Here is a 16,419-nt window from a genome sequence, read left to right on the forward strand (position 1 = left end):
GTAAACCGATGAGCGACGAGACTGCACTCGGGGGCCAGGCTCACGAGGGAAACGGGCAAGCGGGGGCCACCGAAACTCCGGAAACGGAAGCACAGTCCACGGCGCAGGCGGACGCCTTGGCCAAAATGGAGGACCAGTGGCGCCGTGCGCTGGCCGACGCCGACAACGTACGGAAGCGTGCGGCCCGGGACGGCGCACAGCTGAGGGCACAGGAGCGCGCCGCGGTTGCTTTGGCGTGGCTGCCTATCCTGGACAATCTGGAGCTTGCCCTGTCGCACGCGCCCGCGGGTGCCGCGGACCCGCTGGTCGAGGGCATAGCCTCCATCCGGGAACAGGCCATTGACACCCTGGCCCGTCTGGGCTATCCCCGCATCGACGCCGAGAATGTCCCCTTCGATCCGCGGCTGCATGAGGTTGTCAGCGTGGTGGAAACTGAAGAGGTTCCCCCGGGGACCGTGATGACCGTGCTGCGCCCCGGCTACGGCGGCCCGGAAAACACGCTCCGGCCAGCCGCCGTCGTGGTAAGCCGGGCGGTGACCCCCGACCGTGGCTAAGGACCACTATTCGGTTCTCGGCGTCCCGCGGACAGCGGAGGCCGACGAGATCCAACGCGCATACCGGAAACTGGCCCGAAAATTCCATCCGGACGTCAACCGTGAGCCGGACGCCGCTGACAAGTTCAAGGAAATCGGCGAGGCCTACGACACGTTGTCCAATCCCGAGACCCGGGCGCGCTATGACCGTTTTGGGGCGGACTACCGGCAGTACGCCGGCAGTGGCGCCGGGGCGTCGGGCGGAGGACGGCGAGGGGGTTCCGGTGGCCCCCGGCCTGGCCCGCGGCCTGGACCCCGGCCAGGTCCCCGGCCGGGTCCGGGCCCGTACGGAAATGGCGACGGCGGTATGGGGAGCGACGTTGACTGGGAGGACCTCCTCGGCGGCTGGTTCCGGCAACAATCAGGAGGACCGGCCCAAGGGGCAGACCAGGAAGCCGAGCTATGGCTGACGCTCGAGGAAGCCTTCCGCGGCGGCAAGCGCAGTATCCGGTTGGCCCAGGCCGACGGCGAGAGCCGGAGCTACGACGTCGACGTGCCGCCCGGTGTGGTGGACGGCCAGCGTATCCGGCTGGCCGGTGAGGGCGCCCCGGGCAGGGAGGGAGGCCCATCCGGCGACCTCTTCCTGACCGTACGAATCCAACCCAGCCCCAGATACCGGCTCAAGGGCCGGGACATCTACTTCGATCTTCCGGTGTCGCCCTCAGAGGCCGCACTCGGGGCCAAGGTCCCCACCCACGCGCCGGCCGGACCGGTCACAGTCACTGTTCCTGAAGGCTCCTCCAGTGGGCGCAGGCTGCGGCTCCGCGGGCAGGGGATGCCCAATCCTCGGGGGGTGCCGGGGAATCTGTATGCGGAGATCAAGATTATGGTTCCCCCCAGCCTTGGCAAGGAGGAGCGGAAGTTGTACGAAAAGCTCGCCACGATATCCACGTTCAATCCGAGGGAGGAAAGATGAGCGGCGTCTATCCGCTTGCCTATCCATGGCGCATGAATCTCGATGCGGTAGCCCGAAGCGCCGGCGTTCACCCCGACGTCGTCATGCGGTTCGTGGATCTGGATCTCATACGGCCGCTGGGCAATTCGCCTGGTGGCCCCTGGTTCAGTCCGCGGTCCCCGGAACTCATAGGGCGCGTCATGAGGCTCCATTCGGAGCTGTCGCTGAACTACGCGGCAATCCCGTTGGTACTTGATCTGTTGGTTCGGGTCGACGCGCTTGAACGACGATTGGTTGAAATCACGCAGGTCGAAGGGACTGCTTCACGATGAACATGGAGAGTTTGACACAAAAATCCCAGGAGGCCTTGGCGGAGGCTCAGCGGATAGCACAACGCAATGGGCACACGGAGACCGACGGTGAACACCTGCTGGCGGCCCTGCTCGAGCAGGAAAATGGACTGGTTCCACGGTTGATCGTGGCCATGCAGGTTGACGTGAACGAGCTGAAGACGGCGGTCGAGGCAGAGCTGAGGCGTAAGCCGAAGGTCACGGGACCGGGGGCAGCGCCAGGCCAGGTGTATGTAAGCCGCAGGCTGGGCACACTCCTCGATGCGGCTGAACGGGAAGCCAAGCGGCTTAAGGACGAGTACGTCTCAGTGGAACACCTGCTGGTGGCGCTGGCGGAGGAAGGGCGGTCGACGGCGGCCGGCAGGGTGCTGGCCGAGCACGGCATCACCCGCGAGGCGTTCCTCTCGGTCCTGACGCAGATCAGGGGAAACCAGCGCGTTACGTCTGCGACGCCGGAACAGACGTACGAGGCGCTGGAGAAGTACGGCCGTGACCTGGTGGCGGACGCCCGCACCGGAAAACTGGATCCGGTCATTGGCCGCGACGCCGAGATCCGGCGGGTTGTGCAGATCCTTTCCCGCAAGACCAAGAACAACCCTGTACTGATCGGGGAGCCAGGCGTCGGCAAGACAGCCATTGTGGAGGGACTGGCCCAACGGATCGTCCGCCAGGACGTGCCGGAAGGGCTGAAGGACAAGACCATCTTCTCGCTCGACCTGAGCGCCCTCGTGGCGGGGGCCAAGTACCGCGGAGAGTTCGAGGAGCGGTTGAAGGCGGTGCTCGCCGAAGTCCTGGCGGCGGAGGGAAGGATCCTGCTCTTCGTCGACGAGCTGCACACCGTCGTAGGGGCAGGAGCCAGCGAGGGGTCGATGGACGCCGGGAACATGCTCAAGCCGATGCTCGCCCGCGGGGAACTCCACATGATCGGGGCCACCACCCTGGATGAATACCGCAAACACATTGAATCGGACGCGGCCCTGGAACGCCGCTTCCAGCCCGTAATGGTTGAGGAACCCGACGTCGAGGACGCCATTTCCATTCTTCGTGGGCTCCGCGAGCGGCTTGAGGTTTTCCACGGCGTACGGATCCAGGACAGTGCCCTGGTGGCTGCGGCCACTCTGTCCCACCGGTATATCACTGACCGGTTCCTGCCGGACAAAGCAATTGACCTGGTGGACGAGGCGTGCGCACGGCTGCGGACCGAGATCGATTCGATGCCGGCGGAACTGGATGAGCTCACCCGTAAGGTCACACGGCTCGAAATAGAAGAGGCGGCACTCTCCAAGGAGTCCGACCCGGCCAGCAAGAACCGGCTCGAGGAGCTGAGACGCGAATTGGCGGACCTGCGCGGCGAGGCTGACGCGAAGCGGGCCCAATGGGAAGCCGAACGCCAGGCGATCCACAAGCTGCAGGATATCCGCAGTGAACTGGAGCGGGTGCGGCAGGAGGCTGAGGAAGCAGAGCGGACCTACGACCTGAACCGGGCAGCGGAGCTGCGTTACGGCAAACTTGCCGACCTCGAACGGCGCCTGGCCGCCGAGGAGGAACGACTGACCGCGAAACAGGGGGAGAAGCGCCTGCTACGCGAGGTGGTGACGGAGGACGAGATCGCCGACATCGTCGCGGCTTGGACAGGCATTCCGGTGGCGCGGCTGAAGCAGGGAGAACGGGAGAAAGTCCTGCATTTGGACGAGATCCTGCGCGCCCGCGTGATCGGCCAGGAAGAAGCAATCGGTGCGGTCACGGATGCCATCATCCGCGCCCGCTCCGGCATCCGGGATCCGCGTCGGCCCATCGGATCGTTCATTTTCCTGGGACCGACCGGCGTCGGCAAGACCGAACTCGCCAAGGCCCTTGCCGCGGCCCTTTTCGACAGTGAAAACGCGATGATCCGGCTGGACATGAGCGAGTACCAGGAGCGCCACACCGTGAGCCGGCTCTTGGGTGCCCCTCCGGGCTATATCGGTTACGACGAGGGCGGCCAACTCACCGAGGCCGTACGCCGCAAGCCGTATTCGGTGGTGCTTTTCGATGAGGTGGAAAAGGCCCACCCGGACATTTTCAACACCCTCTTGCAGGTCCTGGACGACGGCAGGGTTACGGACTCCCAGGGACGGACCGTTGATTTCCGCAATACCGTGATCATCATGACCTCCAATATCGGTTCCCAATATCTTTTGGAGGGTTCCACCGAAGGCGGGACGATCACCGAGGAGGCGCGCAGTATGGTGTTGGGGGAGCTCCGGGGCCACTTCCGTCCCGAGTTCCTGAATCGTGTGGACGATACCGTGCTGTTCACGCCGCTCGGCCTGCCGCAGATCGAACGCATTGTGGACCTGCAGTTCCAACAACTGCGCCAGCGGTTGGCCGAGCAGCAAATAGAGCTGCACCTGACCGAGGAGGCTCGTGTGTTGATCGCCGAACGTGGGTTCGATCCCATCTACGGAGCCCGCCCGCTACGCCGCTACATTTCCCATGTAGTGGAAACCCAAGTGGGCCGGGCCCTGCTGCGCGGCAGCATCGCCGAGGGGGGAGTCGTGACCGTGACCGCGGCCGAAGGCGAACTCCTCGTGGACTACACCGCCAGCGAAATGGAAGAGGCCCGAACCCCGTGAACAAAGCCATTACCAAATGTCCCCATTGTGGCAAGTCCAACCGCGTGCCGGCCGCTGCGGAGGGCCGGCCGCGCTGCGGGAATTGCCACCGGGACCTTCCCTGGGTGGTTGAAGCAAGCGACGACGACTTCGGCGACATCGCCGAGCGGTCCGGCGTTCCGGTGATGGTGGACTTCTGGGCGGTCTGGTGCGGACCCTGCCGGATGGTAAGCCCGGTACTGGACCAGTTGGCGCACGAGCGTGCGGGGCAAATCAAACTTGTGAAGGTCGATGTGGATCACTCTCCACAGCTCTCCGCCAGATTCTCCATACAGGCCGTTCCAACGTTGATGGTTATGGTCGACGGCAAGGTCATCGCCCGGCAGGCCGGCGCAGCTCCGGCCCCGGTGCTGAGGTCCTGGCTGGAAGATGCACTCAGGAAGTAGCGCAAACAGCGGATGACGGCGGGCAGTTAGCCCGCTGAGGGTCAGCGGCGCGGCCTTTACGCGCGGTCGAGCAGGTTATCGCGTGGCGGGGTCTGGCTCTGAGGAGTGCGCCTTTCGTGGGTGATGATAGTGGCGGCCAGAGCGATGGTGAGACCAATAACCGTCTCGAGGGCGCGCTGGCTCAGGAGGATGTCGATCGGGGCTGGCAGCATGAGATCGCCGAGCAGGAGGGCCATCGGGGTGAAGAAGACCAGGCCGAGGCTGTAGTTCCGCCCGGTCGTCAGCTCGGTGCACGCCTGAAGCACAGCGATCAAGATGATCGCGGCATAGCTGCTTGGGTGGGCGGCCAGGACGAGGGCTGCGACGCCGAGGCCGGCGGCGGTGCCGATGACCCGCTGGGCGGCGCGGATGAGACGGGCGTGCAGGTCGGGTGCCGACATGGGGACGGATGCCGTGACGTAGGTCCAGTAGGGGTGGCCGATGCCGGTGGTCGCGACGGTGACGCCGGCGGCGGCGATGCCGAGCAGATACCGGGCGGCGTGGCTGCCCACCGGGCTGGACGGGCGTAGGTCGCGCCACGACAGCCGGGGCCGCTCAGGGTCGCCGAGGTCTCGCGGGCTTCGACCGGGGAGGGCGAGCAGCAGTGCGAAGACGGCCGCGCCGGCCGCGGCGAGGGCTGCTGCGGGCACCGTGCTCAGCATGATCGGGACCGTGGCCGAGGCTGTGAGGGCGAAGACCGGGTTGAGGGCTCCGGCCGGATGCCATCGGCCCAGCTCGGCCAGCACTACCGCGAGGCCGGCCCAGGCGGCCGCGACCGGGACGAGCAGCCAGAGCCTGAACGGGACGGTCGCCACCAGGGCGCCGACGACGACGCCGACCACCAGCACCACGCCCGCCTGCGCCTGCATGGCCAGGCGTAACCGAACCGGCTCGTGTCGGCCGTAAAGGGCGGTGAAGGCGCCGATCGCCGCATACAGCAGCAGATCGCCGCGGCCGGACGCCAGGCAAGCCACCAGCGGCACGAAGATTGCCAGGCTTGCGCGGAGGGCGGTCCAATGGGCGCCGGCATGCGGGCCCAGGTCGAAGACTGCCGCCCACCAGGACCGTGCGGCGGTGGCTTGCGTCATTCTAACCTTCCAAAGTAGTACAGGAATGAAGTACTTCAAGGTTACTACACTTGTGAATTACTATTGTGGTTGACCGTGGCGGGGTGGGAGGAGTCGGATGGATCAGGACCCGGACGTACTTTCCGATCACGGCGACGTCGTGGATCAGATGCAACGTGAGTGGGCCCGGCTGCGCCCCGACCTGAGCTTCGCCAGCCTCGGGGTGATCCACCGCGTGCTGCGCGCGTCCCGCCTCATCCTCGAAGCCAGCGACGCCTTCCTCGCCGATTATGGGCTCACCCGCGGCGAGCTGGACGTGCTTTCGGCGCTGCGCCGCACGGACGAACCTCTGAGCCCAACGACACTGGCCCACACGCTGCTTGTCCCGCGTTCCGCGATCACCATGCGGCTGAAGGCCCTCCAGGTTCGGGGATTGCTGAGCCGGACGGCCAACCCGGCCGACGGCCGCTCGTCCCTGCTCGTCCTCACGGACGCTGGCTCAGCGCTGGTGGACGAGGTGATCCCCGCCCAGCTCGCCCTCGAAGATGCCCTGCTTGCCGAAATCCCGCCCGGGGTTGTGGAAGGCTTGGTCGATCCCCTGCGAGCGCTGACCTCCGTGTGGGAGCAAGGACGCGGCCACCAAGCCGGGTCCAGCAAGAACGGGCGGAGCGGCGCAGCGCCAACGTCCCCGGGCCGCTAAAAGTCCTCCAGGCCTCCACTGACTCGTTCAATAATCAGCGCACTCTGCGTCCGGATTGCCGGCAGTTCGTTGCCACGTCCGCAGATGATGAGCCCGGCGTCTGCGGCCTCGAGGGGTGAACTTGGAAGGACCAGCCCATCCGCGCGCAGGTTCACCAGCGATTCGATGAGGCGGAACACAAGGTCTCCGGGGTTCCCGGCCGCGCCCGAGGAGGGAGCGCTGGCGAGGACTCCCAGAGTCCCATAGATCGCGCGAAGTTCGCGCCGGCTTGCCAGGAATTGTTCGTATTGACCACCTCGGGCTTCTGGGAGGTGGTACAGGATACCCAGGTTCCAGCGGGAGCTGCAGAGTTGGGTGCCGTCGTAGAGCGCAAGGGCGTGCAAGACCACCTCGGCGGACGCTGAACCGCTGGAAACGCTGGACACAGCCTTCGCGAACGACAGGCTGGCGGCCACCGTACTTTCCAAGAGGTCCTTGAGAATGTCGTCCTTGGTTTTGAAGTGGTGGTACAGCGAGGACTGCCTCATTCCTACGGCGTCCGCAATTGAGCGGGTGGAGGTGTTGGCGAAGCCTTGGGTGGTGAAGAGTTCTGCCGCTGCGTCGAGGATTTCTTCCCTGGCGGTGGCGCCGGGGCGGGATGGTTGCTGGTTACGTGGGCGTCCTGGTCCGGCTGAAGTCACCCCTCATTCTTGCACCCACCGGCCCGCCTTAGACGCCGCGGAACCGGCGCCGGAATAGCGGTGAGAAGGCGGAAATCCAACTGAAACACAATGTCTATGCGCCTTTTACAGAGGTGAAACTGTTTGGGGACATCGCGCTGGAAAACTATCAAGTGACCGGTAACCAGCAGCTTTCGGCCGAGCGCTGCAGTGCCGGACGGTTTTTACCCTTCATCCCGTTCCAGCCCCGGAGAAACCGATGACCTCAACCGTAGTTCCAGCCGTCCATGTGGATGATGCGGACCTCACGTCACTTGGCTACGAGCCCACTCTGCACCGCAAACTCGGCCGTTATGCCTCGTTCGCTGCAGGCTTTTCGTTCGTCTCGATCCTCACCACGATCTTCCAGCTGTTCGCTTTCGGCTACTCATTTGCCGGCCCCGCGTTCTTTTGGACCTGGCCCGTCGTTCTGGTTGGCCAGCTCCTGGTCGCCTTGAACTTCGCTGAACTCGCCGCCCGCTATCCGCTCTCCGGAGCCGTCTACCAGTGGGCGCGCCGGATGGGCGGTGAAGCGGTGGGTTGGTTTGCCGGCTGGTTCATGGCCATCGCCCAGGTCGTTACCGCCGCGGCTGCTGCCATTGCCCTGCAGGTGGTCCTGCCCCAGCTTTGGGACGGCTTCCAGGTGGTAGGCGGCGATCCGGCCCTCAACACGGTCACCGGCGCCTCGAACGCAGTCATCCTGGGCGCCGTGCTGCTGGTAGCTACCACCATCATTAATTCCCTTGGTGTGAAGCTCATGGCCCACGTGAACTCTGTCGGCGTTACCTGCGAAATCGTCGGCGTGGCCGCCGTCGTGCTTGCTTTGATCAGCGCGGCTCAACGCGGTCCGGAGGTCGTGGCGGACACCACCGTGCTCCAGTCCTCGGACCTTGGCGCTGTGGGCGCCTTCCTGGTTTCGGGCCTGATGGCCGCCTACGTCATGGTCGGCTTCAACTCGGCCGGTGAACTGTCCGAAGAAACCAAAGACCCCCGCCGGACGGCGCCACGCACTATCCTCTCGGCGCTCCTGATCTCCGGAATCGGCGGTGCCCTCATGATCATCACCGCCCTGATGGCCGCGCCGAGCCTCGACGACGGCCGGCTCGCCACCGAAGGCCTTCCCTATGTCCTCACCGCAGTCCTTGGCACTTTCTGGGGCAAGGTCCTGCTGGTGGATGTGGCCATTGCCATCTTCGTCTGCACCCTGGCCATCCAAACCGCAGGCTCCCGCCTCGTCTTCTCCATGGCCCGCGACGGCAAGCTCCCCGCATCCGCGCTTCTTTCCTCAGTGCACCCATCCCGCGGCACGCCCATGTGGCCGTCCATCGCCATCGGCGCCCTCGCTGTTGCCGTGCTGGCCATCAACGTCGGCAATGCAGCGCTGTTCACCACGCTCAGCAGCGTCTGCATCGTGATGGTCTACCTCGCATACCTGATGGTCACGGTGCCGCAGCTGGTGAACCGGCTCCGCGGTGACTGGGGCCGCGTGGCACAGACCACCCCCGCAGGTCTCTTCTCACTGGGCCGCTGGGGACTGCCGGTGAACATCCTCGCCGTCCTCTATGGCGCCGTGATGGTGGTCAACCTGGCCTGGCCCAGGCCGGAAGTATACGACCCCACAGGCGAGAACCCGGTCCTCCTCTACTCGGCACCGCTCATGGTGGCGCTGGTCCTGGTCCTCGGTCTCTGGGTCCGGCGCCGGACATTGGCAACCAAGGCGTAAGCAGCGAATTCCCCTGACCTCAAGAAACCAGCACAGGATTGACATGACACAAGTAACCGATCGCCCCGCAGGCACAGCCACCACGGCAGGCGCACGCGCCCACGCCAGGGAACAGCACGGCAGGACTGCCAAGACAATGCGCCACGTACCTGCCGCATCCGCTCCCGCCCACCTCCTGGACGCAGCGCCCGACGGCGTGGTCCCCACTTGGGCGGAATCGCTCGCTTTTGGCCGGTACACCACCATGGCCCTGGCACGGGGCACCAGGGTCAAGCTCACCGACGTCGGCGGGGACGCATGTGTGCACACACTCCTTTACCGCAGTGGTGCACTGCATGAACGCCTCAACGTGGCCGACACCGTGAAAGTCCCTTGGCAGGCTTATCCCGCTGCCGGACATCCGCTGCTCTCTGATGCGGGCCGTCTGATGGCCACGATCATCACGGACAACTCCGCACACCATGATGCGTTGACGGGTGCCACCACGCTGGCCGGCAACACTGCGAAGTACGGAGCCGGAAGTCCCCACAGTGCCTCACCGGCCGCACGTGAACTGCTCACCCTGGGCGCACTCAAGAACGGCTTGGGTGTCCGGGATGTTGCCCCGTCAATCTCCTTCTTCAAAGGCATCAAGGTGGACCCCAGCGGCACCATCACGTTCATCGGAAGCTCGGGGCCACGTGCCGCCGTCGAACTGCTCCTCCACATGGACGCAGTTCTGGTCCTCGCCAACACCGCCCATCCGCTGGATCCGCGGGACGCGTTCAGCGGCACGGCCGTGGACATCACTGCCTGGCAGGCGCCACAGGACCTTGTCGCCCTGGAAGCCGGCACCCTGCTCGGCCCGCTCGCCCCGGAGCACCTGCAGGCTCTCCGCAACACCGAACACGACCTCACCGCAAGGAACGCCCGATGACCACAGCAATCACCACCCAGATGTTTCCTGGAGCCTCCGAAACCGCCCTTCCCGTCGGCCCTGTGATTCTGGACGAGTTCGTTCAGGCGCGTGGCCCTTGGTCGGCAGTCGTGGCCGCCGGGGACGTGCTGACCATTGTGGACCTGGAAGGCAACCAGGCGGTGGACTGCCTCCTCTACGCAGCCGGAGACACCACGGTCCGCTACTCGGCAGCCGTTACCATCGCGGCCCAGGAATCGATTGTCCTGACCACTGGTTCGGTCCTCAGGGCGGACACGGGCGCGCCACTCATGACCGTGGTGGCAGATGAAGTTGGCGTCCACGACACCATCGGCGGGGCCTGTTCGCAGGAATCCAACACCCTCCGCTACGGCCAGCACACCCGCGAACAGCACGCCTGCGTGGAGAACTTCCTCATCGAGGGCTCGCGCTGGGGCCTGGGAAAACGAGACCTGGTGTCCAACATCAACTGGTTCATGAACGTCCCGGTGGACCCCGACGGCGCCCTTGGCATAGTTGACGGGCTGTCCGCCCCCAGCAAGAGGGTTGCCCTGCGCGCCGAGATGGACACGTTGGTTCTTGTCTCCAACTGCCCCCAGATCAACAACCCCTGCAACGGATTCAACCCCACGCCCGTCCGCATGATTGTCACCCGACCGGAGGCAGCACGATGAACACCTTTGACACCCTCCTGATCGCCAACCGCGGCGAAATCGCTTGCCGAATCATCGAATCCGCCAGGAAGCTGGGACTACGGACAGTAGCGGTCTTCTCGGAAGCAGACCGGGGCGCCAAGCACGTCCTGCTTGCCGACGAAGCCGTCCTTCTGGGGCCGGCACCCGCCAAAGACTCGTACCTGCGCGTCGACGCGATCCTTGAAGCGGCCAGGTCCACCGGCGCCGGTGCGATCCACCCCGGCTACGGCTTCCTGTCGGAGGACGCAGGCTTCGCCGAAGCCGTGGAGGCGGCCGGGCTTGTCTTCGTCGGCCCCACGGCCGCGCAGCTGCGCATTTTCGGCACCAAACATTCCGCGCGCGACGCCGCCAGGTCGGCCGGGGTGCCCATGATCGCCGGGTCGGGGCTGCTTGAGAATGTAGATGCCGCCGTCGCGGCAGGCCAGGAGATCGGGTTCCCGCTGATGCTCAAGGCCACCGGTGGTGGTGGCGGCATAGGCATGACCGTGTGCCGTTCCGAAGCAGAACTCGCGGAGAGTTTTCCCCGTGTTGCCCGCCTCGCAGACGCAAGCTTCGGGACCGCCGGCGTCTTCGCCGAACGGTATGTGGAAAACGCCCGGCACATCGAGGTCCAGGTCTTTGGAGACGGCAAGGGGCGCGTCATCAGCCTTGGCGACAGGGACTGCTCCCTCCAGCGACGGCACCAGAAGGTCCTTGAGGAAGCCCCTGCGCCCGACCTTCCGGATGAGCTGCGTGAAGAACTCCACCGCACCTCCCGTGCCCTCTGCGCTTCCCTTTCCTACCGCTCCGCCGGCACCGTCGAGTTCGTCTACGACTCCACGCGCCAGGAAGCGTCCTTCCTGGAAGTCAATGCCCGGCTCCAAGTCGAGCACCCGGTCACCGAAGCTGTGACCGGCGTCGACCTGGTGGAGTGGATGCTGCGCCTCGCCCAAGGCGGCGCGCAAGCCGACGCCGTCCTCGCCGACGTCCCGGACGCCATGCCCGTGACCGGCCACGCCGTTGAAGCTCGTGTGTATGCCGAGGACCCGGCCCGAGGCTTCCAGCCGAGCGCCGGCATCATCACGAACGCCACCTACCCGGGCGCGGAAGCAGCACGGGTTGATGCATGGGCAGGGACCGGAACCGAGGTTTCCACCAACTACGATCCGCTGCTCGGAAAAATCATCACTTCCGGCACGGACCGGACGGCCGCCTTCGACCAGCTGGCCCTGGCGCTTCGCAGCACGAGGATCGACGGCATCGAGACCAACCTGGGTATGCTCCGTGCCGCCGCCGACCTGGATGAGGTCCGCAGGGTCCGTCACTCCACCAGCACCCTGGACAACGTGGGGGACCCTGAACCACGCATTACCGTTAACAGCCCCGGGCTGCAGACGAGTGTCCAGGACTGGCCCGGAAGGACCGGTCTCTGGCAGATCGGCGTGCCGCCGAGCGGACCGATGGATGATCTCTCCTTCCGCCTGGGGAATACCGCACTTGGAAACGCCGAGGGCGCGCCCGGCCTTGAGTTCACCATGACAGGGCCGAGCCTCACCTTCACCCACGCGACCACCGTCTGTGTCACCGGGGCCGAGGTTGCGGTCACTGTTGACGGGCTCGACGTACCCGCCTGGACACCGGTCACTGTGCCGGCAGGCGGAACACTCGACGTCGGCACGGCGAACGGCAGGGGCCTGCGAGGCTACATCCTGTTCCAAGGCGGGCTGGACGTGCCCGAATACCTGGGCAGTGCCTCCACCTTCACACTTGGCCAGTTCGGTGGCCACGCCGGGCGCGTCCTGCGTGCCGGTGACGTGCTTCGTACGGTGACCTCCGCCGTCGGGCATGTACCGACGGCGGTTGTTCCGCTGGACAGCCGTCCCGCGCTCACCTCCACGTGGGAACTGACGGTCGTCGAGGGGCCGCACGGTGCCCCCGAGTTCTTCCAGCGCGAGGACATCGAGGAGCTGTACGCCACGGACTACGAGGTGCACTTCAATTCGGCCCGCACCGGCGTCAGGCTCATCGGACCCAAGCCGCGTTGGGCCCGGACCGACGGCGGCGAGGCGGGGCTGCACCCCTCCAACATTCACGACACCGCCTACTCAGTGGGCGCCCTGGACTTCACCGGGGACACCCCCATCCTGCTCGGGCCTGACGGCCCCAGCCTTGGCGGCTTCGTTTGCCCGGTCACCGTAGTCACCGCAGACCGATGGAAGCTCGGCCAGCTTCGGCCAGGGGACAAAGTCAGGTTTGTCCCGGTCACAGTCACCCAAGCCCCCTCTGCCAAGGACCTTGGCCCCGGCCGCCAGCTGGTGCTGCCGGGGGATGCTGCGTGGTCGTCGTTGACGGGAACTACCAGCCGTCCTCCCCGCGGCGACGGCGACGACGGCGTATTGGGCAGGGTGCCGGAGGCCGACGGCAGGCCTGCCGTGACTTACCGTCGTTCCGGCGACGACAACCTGCTGGTGGAATACGGTGAGATGATACTGGACCTTGGGCTCCGTGCCCGGGTCCACGCGCTGCACCAGCATCTTGAACGGCTTCGGGTTCCCGGGATCGTTGACCTGACCCCCGGGATCCGGTCGCTGCAGATCAAGGTTGACCCCTCTGTCCTGTCCACGAAGCGGCTGCTCGATGTGGTTCGGGAGGTCGAAGCCGTGCTCCCGGCAAGCTCCGAACTGGTGGTCCCGAGCCGGACGGTCCGGCTTCCGCTCTCCTGGGACGATCCGGCTACTCGCGAGGCCATCGAACGGTACATGGCCGGTGTTCGGGATGACGCACCGTGGTGCCCATGGAACATCGAGTTCATCCGCAGGATCAACGGCCTCGACTCCGTCAATGATGTCTTTGATACGGTTTTCGACGCCGACTACCTGGTCCTCGGGCTGGGGGATGTGTACCTCGGCGCGCCAGTGGCCACCCCTTTGGATCCGCGGCACCGGCTGGTGACTACCAAGTACAACCCGGCCCGCACCTGGACCCCGGAGAACGCGGTGGGAATCGGCGGGGCGTACATGTGCATCTACGGCATGGAGGGACCCGGCGGCTACCAGTTCGTTGGCCGCACCACCCAAGTGTGGTCCCGGTACGCGGACTCTGCGCCCTTTGAGCCTGAGTCGCCATGGCTGCTTCGCTTCTTCGACCGCATTTCCTGGTACCCGGTCAGTCCCGAGGAACTCCTGGACCTCCGGGCCGACATGGCAGCCGGCCGCGGCCGCGGCGTGGAAATCGAAGACGGCACCTTCTCCCTGGCCGAGCACGAGGCTTTCCTGGCTGAGAACCACGAGTCCATTGAGGCATTCCGCCAGAAGCAGGGCGCAGCCTTCGCAGTGGAACGGCAGGCATGGGCCGATGCCGGCGAGTTCGACCGTGCGGAAGCGTTGGTCGGCGTTGAGGCCCCCGCTGCAGAGGAGGCAGTAGTCCCCGAAGGCGGTTCCCTGGTTTCGGCGCCCTTCGCTGCCAGTGTGTGGAAAGTGGACGTTGCGGAAGGCGAACGGGTAGCGAAGGGCCAGCCGCTGGTGTCATTGGAGGCCATGAAGATGGAAACCATCCTTGAAGCCCCCTGCGATGGCGTGGTGCTCCGTGTCCTCCCGAAGGCCGGATCCCAAGTGGTAGCCGGGGAAGCGGTTGTGGTGCTCGGTGGGATGGAGCTGGAGCCCGACGGCGACGACCGGCAAGCACCCGAACTGGAAGAAGCAGCAGTATGAACACGGTGATGAACGGCAGCGCTACCACCCGTGTGCATGCTGCACTGGCAGCGATCGTCACGGTGGACCGCCCCGAAATCTGGATCACGCTACGGACACCGCAGGAGCTGTTGGCCGAGGCGGCGAGCGTTGACGCCGCAGTTGCCGGGGGCGCGGACCTGCCTTTGGCCGGTCTCCTGCTGGCGGTGAAGAACAACGTTGACGTCGCCGGAATCCAAACTACGGCGGGGTGCCCCGGCTTTGCCTATACACCGACGGAGGACGCGGAAGCGGTTGCCCGTCTCCGGGCAGCCGGCGCACTCGTGGTCGGAACAACCAACCTGGACCAGTTCGCCACCGGCCTGGTGGGGACCCGCAGCCCCTACGGTGCAGTTCGGGACTCACGGCGCCCGGAGTACATCTCCGGGGGTTCCAGTTCCGGTTCCGCTGTTGCCGTTGCCCTCGGACTGGTGGACATAGCGATCGGAACAGACACTGCAGGCTCCGGTCGTGTCCCCGCAGGCCTGCAGGGCATCGTGGGTATCAAACCGACCCTGGGTATCGTCTCTACCGTCGGTGTTGTGCCTGCCTGCCGGTCCTGGGACGCCGTCACCATCTTCGCCCGGCACCTGGCCACCGCCGAACTGGCCATGGGCATCATGGCCGGAAACTCGCGGGCTTGGCCGGCGGACATCCGGCTCGCCGCGCCGCAGAGACCCCGGGTGGCTTACCCGGCGGCCCTTCCGGCCCTTCATGGAACCTGGGCGACCGAGTTCGCCCGCCACGTGGACCGGCTGCAGGCTTCCGGTGTGGACATCGAACCCATCGGATTCGACGCTTTCCTCGAGGCAGCCCGGTTGCTGTACGACGGCGGCCTGGTCGCCGAACGCTACGCCGCGGTGGGCAGCTTCCTGGAAACGCTCGACGCCGGAACAGAGGCTTCCGGGAACATCGATCCCACTGTTGCGTCCATCATCGGGGCTGCCAGCAACGTGCCGGCGCATCGGTATGTTGCAGACACTGCCCGGCTGGAAGCGCTGAAACGGGAGGCCATGGCGGCCCTCGACGGCTTCGATGCGCTGCTGATTCCCACCACAGTCTTCCACCCAACAATTGCTGAAGTAGCCCCTGATCCCGTCGGCGTGAATTCGCTGATGGGCACCTACACCAACTTCTGCAACCTGTTCGATCTGTGCGCCGTGGCCGTCCCGGCAGGGGAGGTGGACGGTGCCCAGTTCGGGCTGACCTTGGTGGGCAGGACTTTCGACGACGCCGTCGTGGCCAGCCTTGCCCGCCGCCTCGAAGCGACGCCCGCACCGCCGCCGCTATTTGTTTCCGGAGCCGCCCCGGAGGCAGGCGCGGAAGGCGGCAGGCCGTCGTCGTCCCTTCCTTGGCCGGTGACTGCGGGTGCGGAGGCTGTTCCGTTGGTGGTGATTGGGGCACACCGCCGGGGCCAGCCACTGGCACCACAGCTGGAGGAACTCGGCGCCGTTTGGGACGGGCCCGTTCGGACAGCACCCCGATACCGAATGGTCGCCCTTGACACGAATCCGCCGAAGCCCGGAATGTACCGCTCGACGGATGGGACCGCGCTGGCAGGGGAGCGCTGGTACGTTTCCGAGGCCGGATTGGGACGGTTCCTGGCAGCCTTGCCCGAACCTATGCTCCTTGGCTCGATCGAACTCGACGACGGCACGACGGCGGTCGGATTCGCGTGCGACGCTGTCGCCTCCGCGGCCAGCGCGGACATCACCGACTACGGCGACTGGCTCGAGTATCTTCAAGAATCGGCCAATGCACACGGGAGGCCGTCCCGGAGTCTACGGCAGGGCCTGGGTGACGCCGTCCTGGCGGGGTTTGCCCGCGGCGGTCCCAGCTAGGACGGACCGAGTATTCATTGACGTCCGCTTCGACTCTGAAACCGATTACGACGCGTTCATGGCCCGCATCGAACCCATCAAGTCAATTGTCGATGCCACTCATATGACTGCGCCCTACGACTACCTCTGCGAGCGCAGGCGTGAGCCGGCCCATC

13 protein-coding genes are annotated in these 16,419 nt (G+C 65.8%); 11 read left to right on the forward strand and 2 right to left on the reverse strand.

What is annotated here, in order from left to right; genetic code table 11:
• The first annotated feature begins 8 nt into the window (after positions 1 to 8).
• Genes LRQ04_RS19225 through trxA form a run of 5 tightly spaced genes read left to right on the forward strand, consistent with a single transcriptional unit; the run spans position 9 to position 4,878 of the window.
• Entirely contained in the window at positions 9 to 554 is a 546-nt protein-coding gene (locus LRQ04_RS19225; RefSeq protein ID WP_235521908.1) for a nucleotide exchange factor GrpE, read from the forward strand.
• Positions 547 to 1,509, forward strand: coding sequence for a DnaJ C-terminal domain-containing protein (locus LRQ04_RS19230; RefSeq protein WP_235521909.1), 963 nt, complete (start codon positions 547 to 549; stop codon positions 1,507 to 1,509). Before LRQ04_RS19225 ends, LRQ04_RS19230 begins: the two co-directional genes overlap by 8 nt.
• Positions 1,506 to 1,820, forward strand: coding sequence for a chaperone modulator CbpM (locus tag LRQ04_RS19235; RefSeq protein ID WP_235521910.1), 315 nt, complete (start codon positions 1,506 to 1,508; stop codon positions 1,818 to 1,820). The genes LRQ04_RS19230 and LRQ04_RS19235 overlap by 4 nt, the downstream gene beginning before the upstream one ends.
• Positions 1,817 to 4,453 carry an ATP-dependent chaperone ClpB gene (gene clpB, locus LRQ04_RS19240; RefSeq protein WP_235521911.1) on the forward strand — a complete coding sequence of 879 codons (2,637 nt, stop codon included), beginning with the start codon at positions 1,817 to 1,819 and terminating at the stop codon, positions 4,451 to 4,453. The genes LRQ04_RS19235 and clpB overlap by 4 nt, the downstream gene beginning before the upstream one ends.
• Positions 4,450 to 4,878 (forward strand): thioredoxin, encoded by a 429-nt coding sequence (gene trxA / locus LRQ04_RS19245; RefSeq protein ID WP_235521912.1) that lies wholly within the window; start codon positions 4,450 to 4,452, stop codon positions 4,876 to 4,878. The genes clpB and trxA overlap by 4 nt, the downstream gene beginning before the upstream one ends.
• A 56-nt stretch (positions 4,879 to 4,934) precedes the next feature.
• Here trxA and LRQ04_RS19250 read toward each other — a convergent pair whose 3' ends face one another.
• Positions 4,935 to 6,005, reverse strand: a complete 1,071-nt coding sequence (locus tag LRQ04_RS19250; RefSeq protein ID WP_235521913.1) for an FUSC family protein — start codon at positions 6,003 to 6,005, stop codon at positions 4,935 to 4,937.
• A gap of 97 nt (positions 6,006 to 6,102) precedes the next feature.
• On the opposite strand from LRQ04_RS19250, the gene LRQ04_RS19255 reads away from it, so the two are divergent.
• On the forward strand, positions 6,103 to 6,684 hold the full coding sequence (locus LRQ04_RS19255) for a MarR family winged helix-turn-helix transcriptional regulator (protein WP_235521914.1): 582 nt from the start codon (positions 6,103 to 6,105) through the stop codon (positions 6,682 to 6,684).
• Here the strand turns inward: LRQ04_RS19255 and LRQ04_RS19260 are convergent.
• Complete coding sequence (locus LRQ04_RS19260) at positions 6,681 to 7,364, reverse strand: TetR/AcrR family transcriptional regulator (RefSeq protein ID WP_235521915.1); 684 nt, start codon at positions 7,362 to 7,364, stop codon at positions 6,681 to 6,683. The genes LRQ04_RS19255 and LRQ04_RS19260 overlap by 4 nt on opposite strands.
• Positions 7,365 to 7,602: 238 nt before the next feature.
• On the opposite strand from LRQ04_RS19260, the gene LRQ04_RS19265 reads away from it, so the two are divergent.
• Genes LRQ04_RS19265 through atzF form a run of 5 tightly spaced genes read left to right on the forward strand, consistent with a single transcriptional unit; the run spans position 7,603 to position 16,264 of the window.
• Positions 7,603 to 9,105, forward strand: coding sequence for an amino acid permease (locus LRQ04_RS19265; protein ID WP_235521916.1), 1,503 nt, complete (start codon positions 7,603 to 7,605; stop codon positions 9,103 to 9,105).
• Positions 9,106 to 9,148: 43 nt separating this feature from the next.
• Entirely contained in the window at positions 9,149 to 10,021 is an 873-nt protein-coding gene (locus tag LRQ04_RS19270) for an urea amidolyase associated protein UAAP1 (RefSeq protein ID WP_235521917.1), read from the forward strand.
• Entirely contained in the window at positions 10,018 to 10,695 is a 678-nt protein-coding gene (locus LRQ04_RS19275) for an urea amidolyase associated protein UAAP2 (protein ID WP_374198983.1), read from the forward strand. The genes LRQ04_RS19270 and LRQ04_RS19275 overlap by 4 nt, the downstream gene beginning before the upstream one ends.
• Positions 10,692 to 14,405, forward strand: coding sequence for an urea carboxylase (gene uca / locus LRQ04_RS19280; protein ID WP_235521918.1), 3,714 nt, complete (start codon positions 10,692 to 10,694; stop codon positions 14,403 to 14,405). Before LRQ04_RS19275 ends, uca begins: the two co-directional genes overlap by 4 nt.
• Positions 14,402 to 16,264, forward strand: a complete 1,863-nt coding sequence (gene atzF / locus LRQ04_RS19285) for an allophanate hydrolase (protein ID WP_235521919.1) — start codon at positions 14,402 to 14,404, stop codon at positions 16,262 to 16,264. Before uca ends, atzF begins: the two co-directional genes overlap by 4 nt.
• Positions 16,265 to 16,419 lie beyond the last annotated feature (155 nt).

Origin of the sequence: Paenarthrobacter sp. AR 02, assembly GCF_021538675.1 — a bacterium.
Taxonomy (GTDB): Bacteria; Actinomycetota; Actinomycetes; order Actinomycetales; family Micrococcaceae; genus Arthrobacter.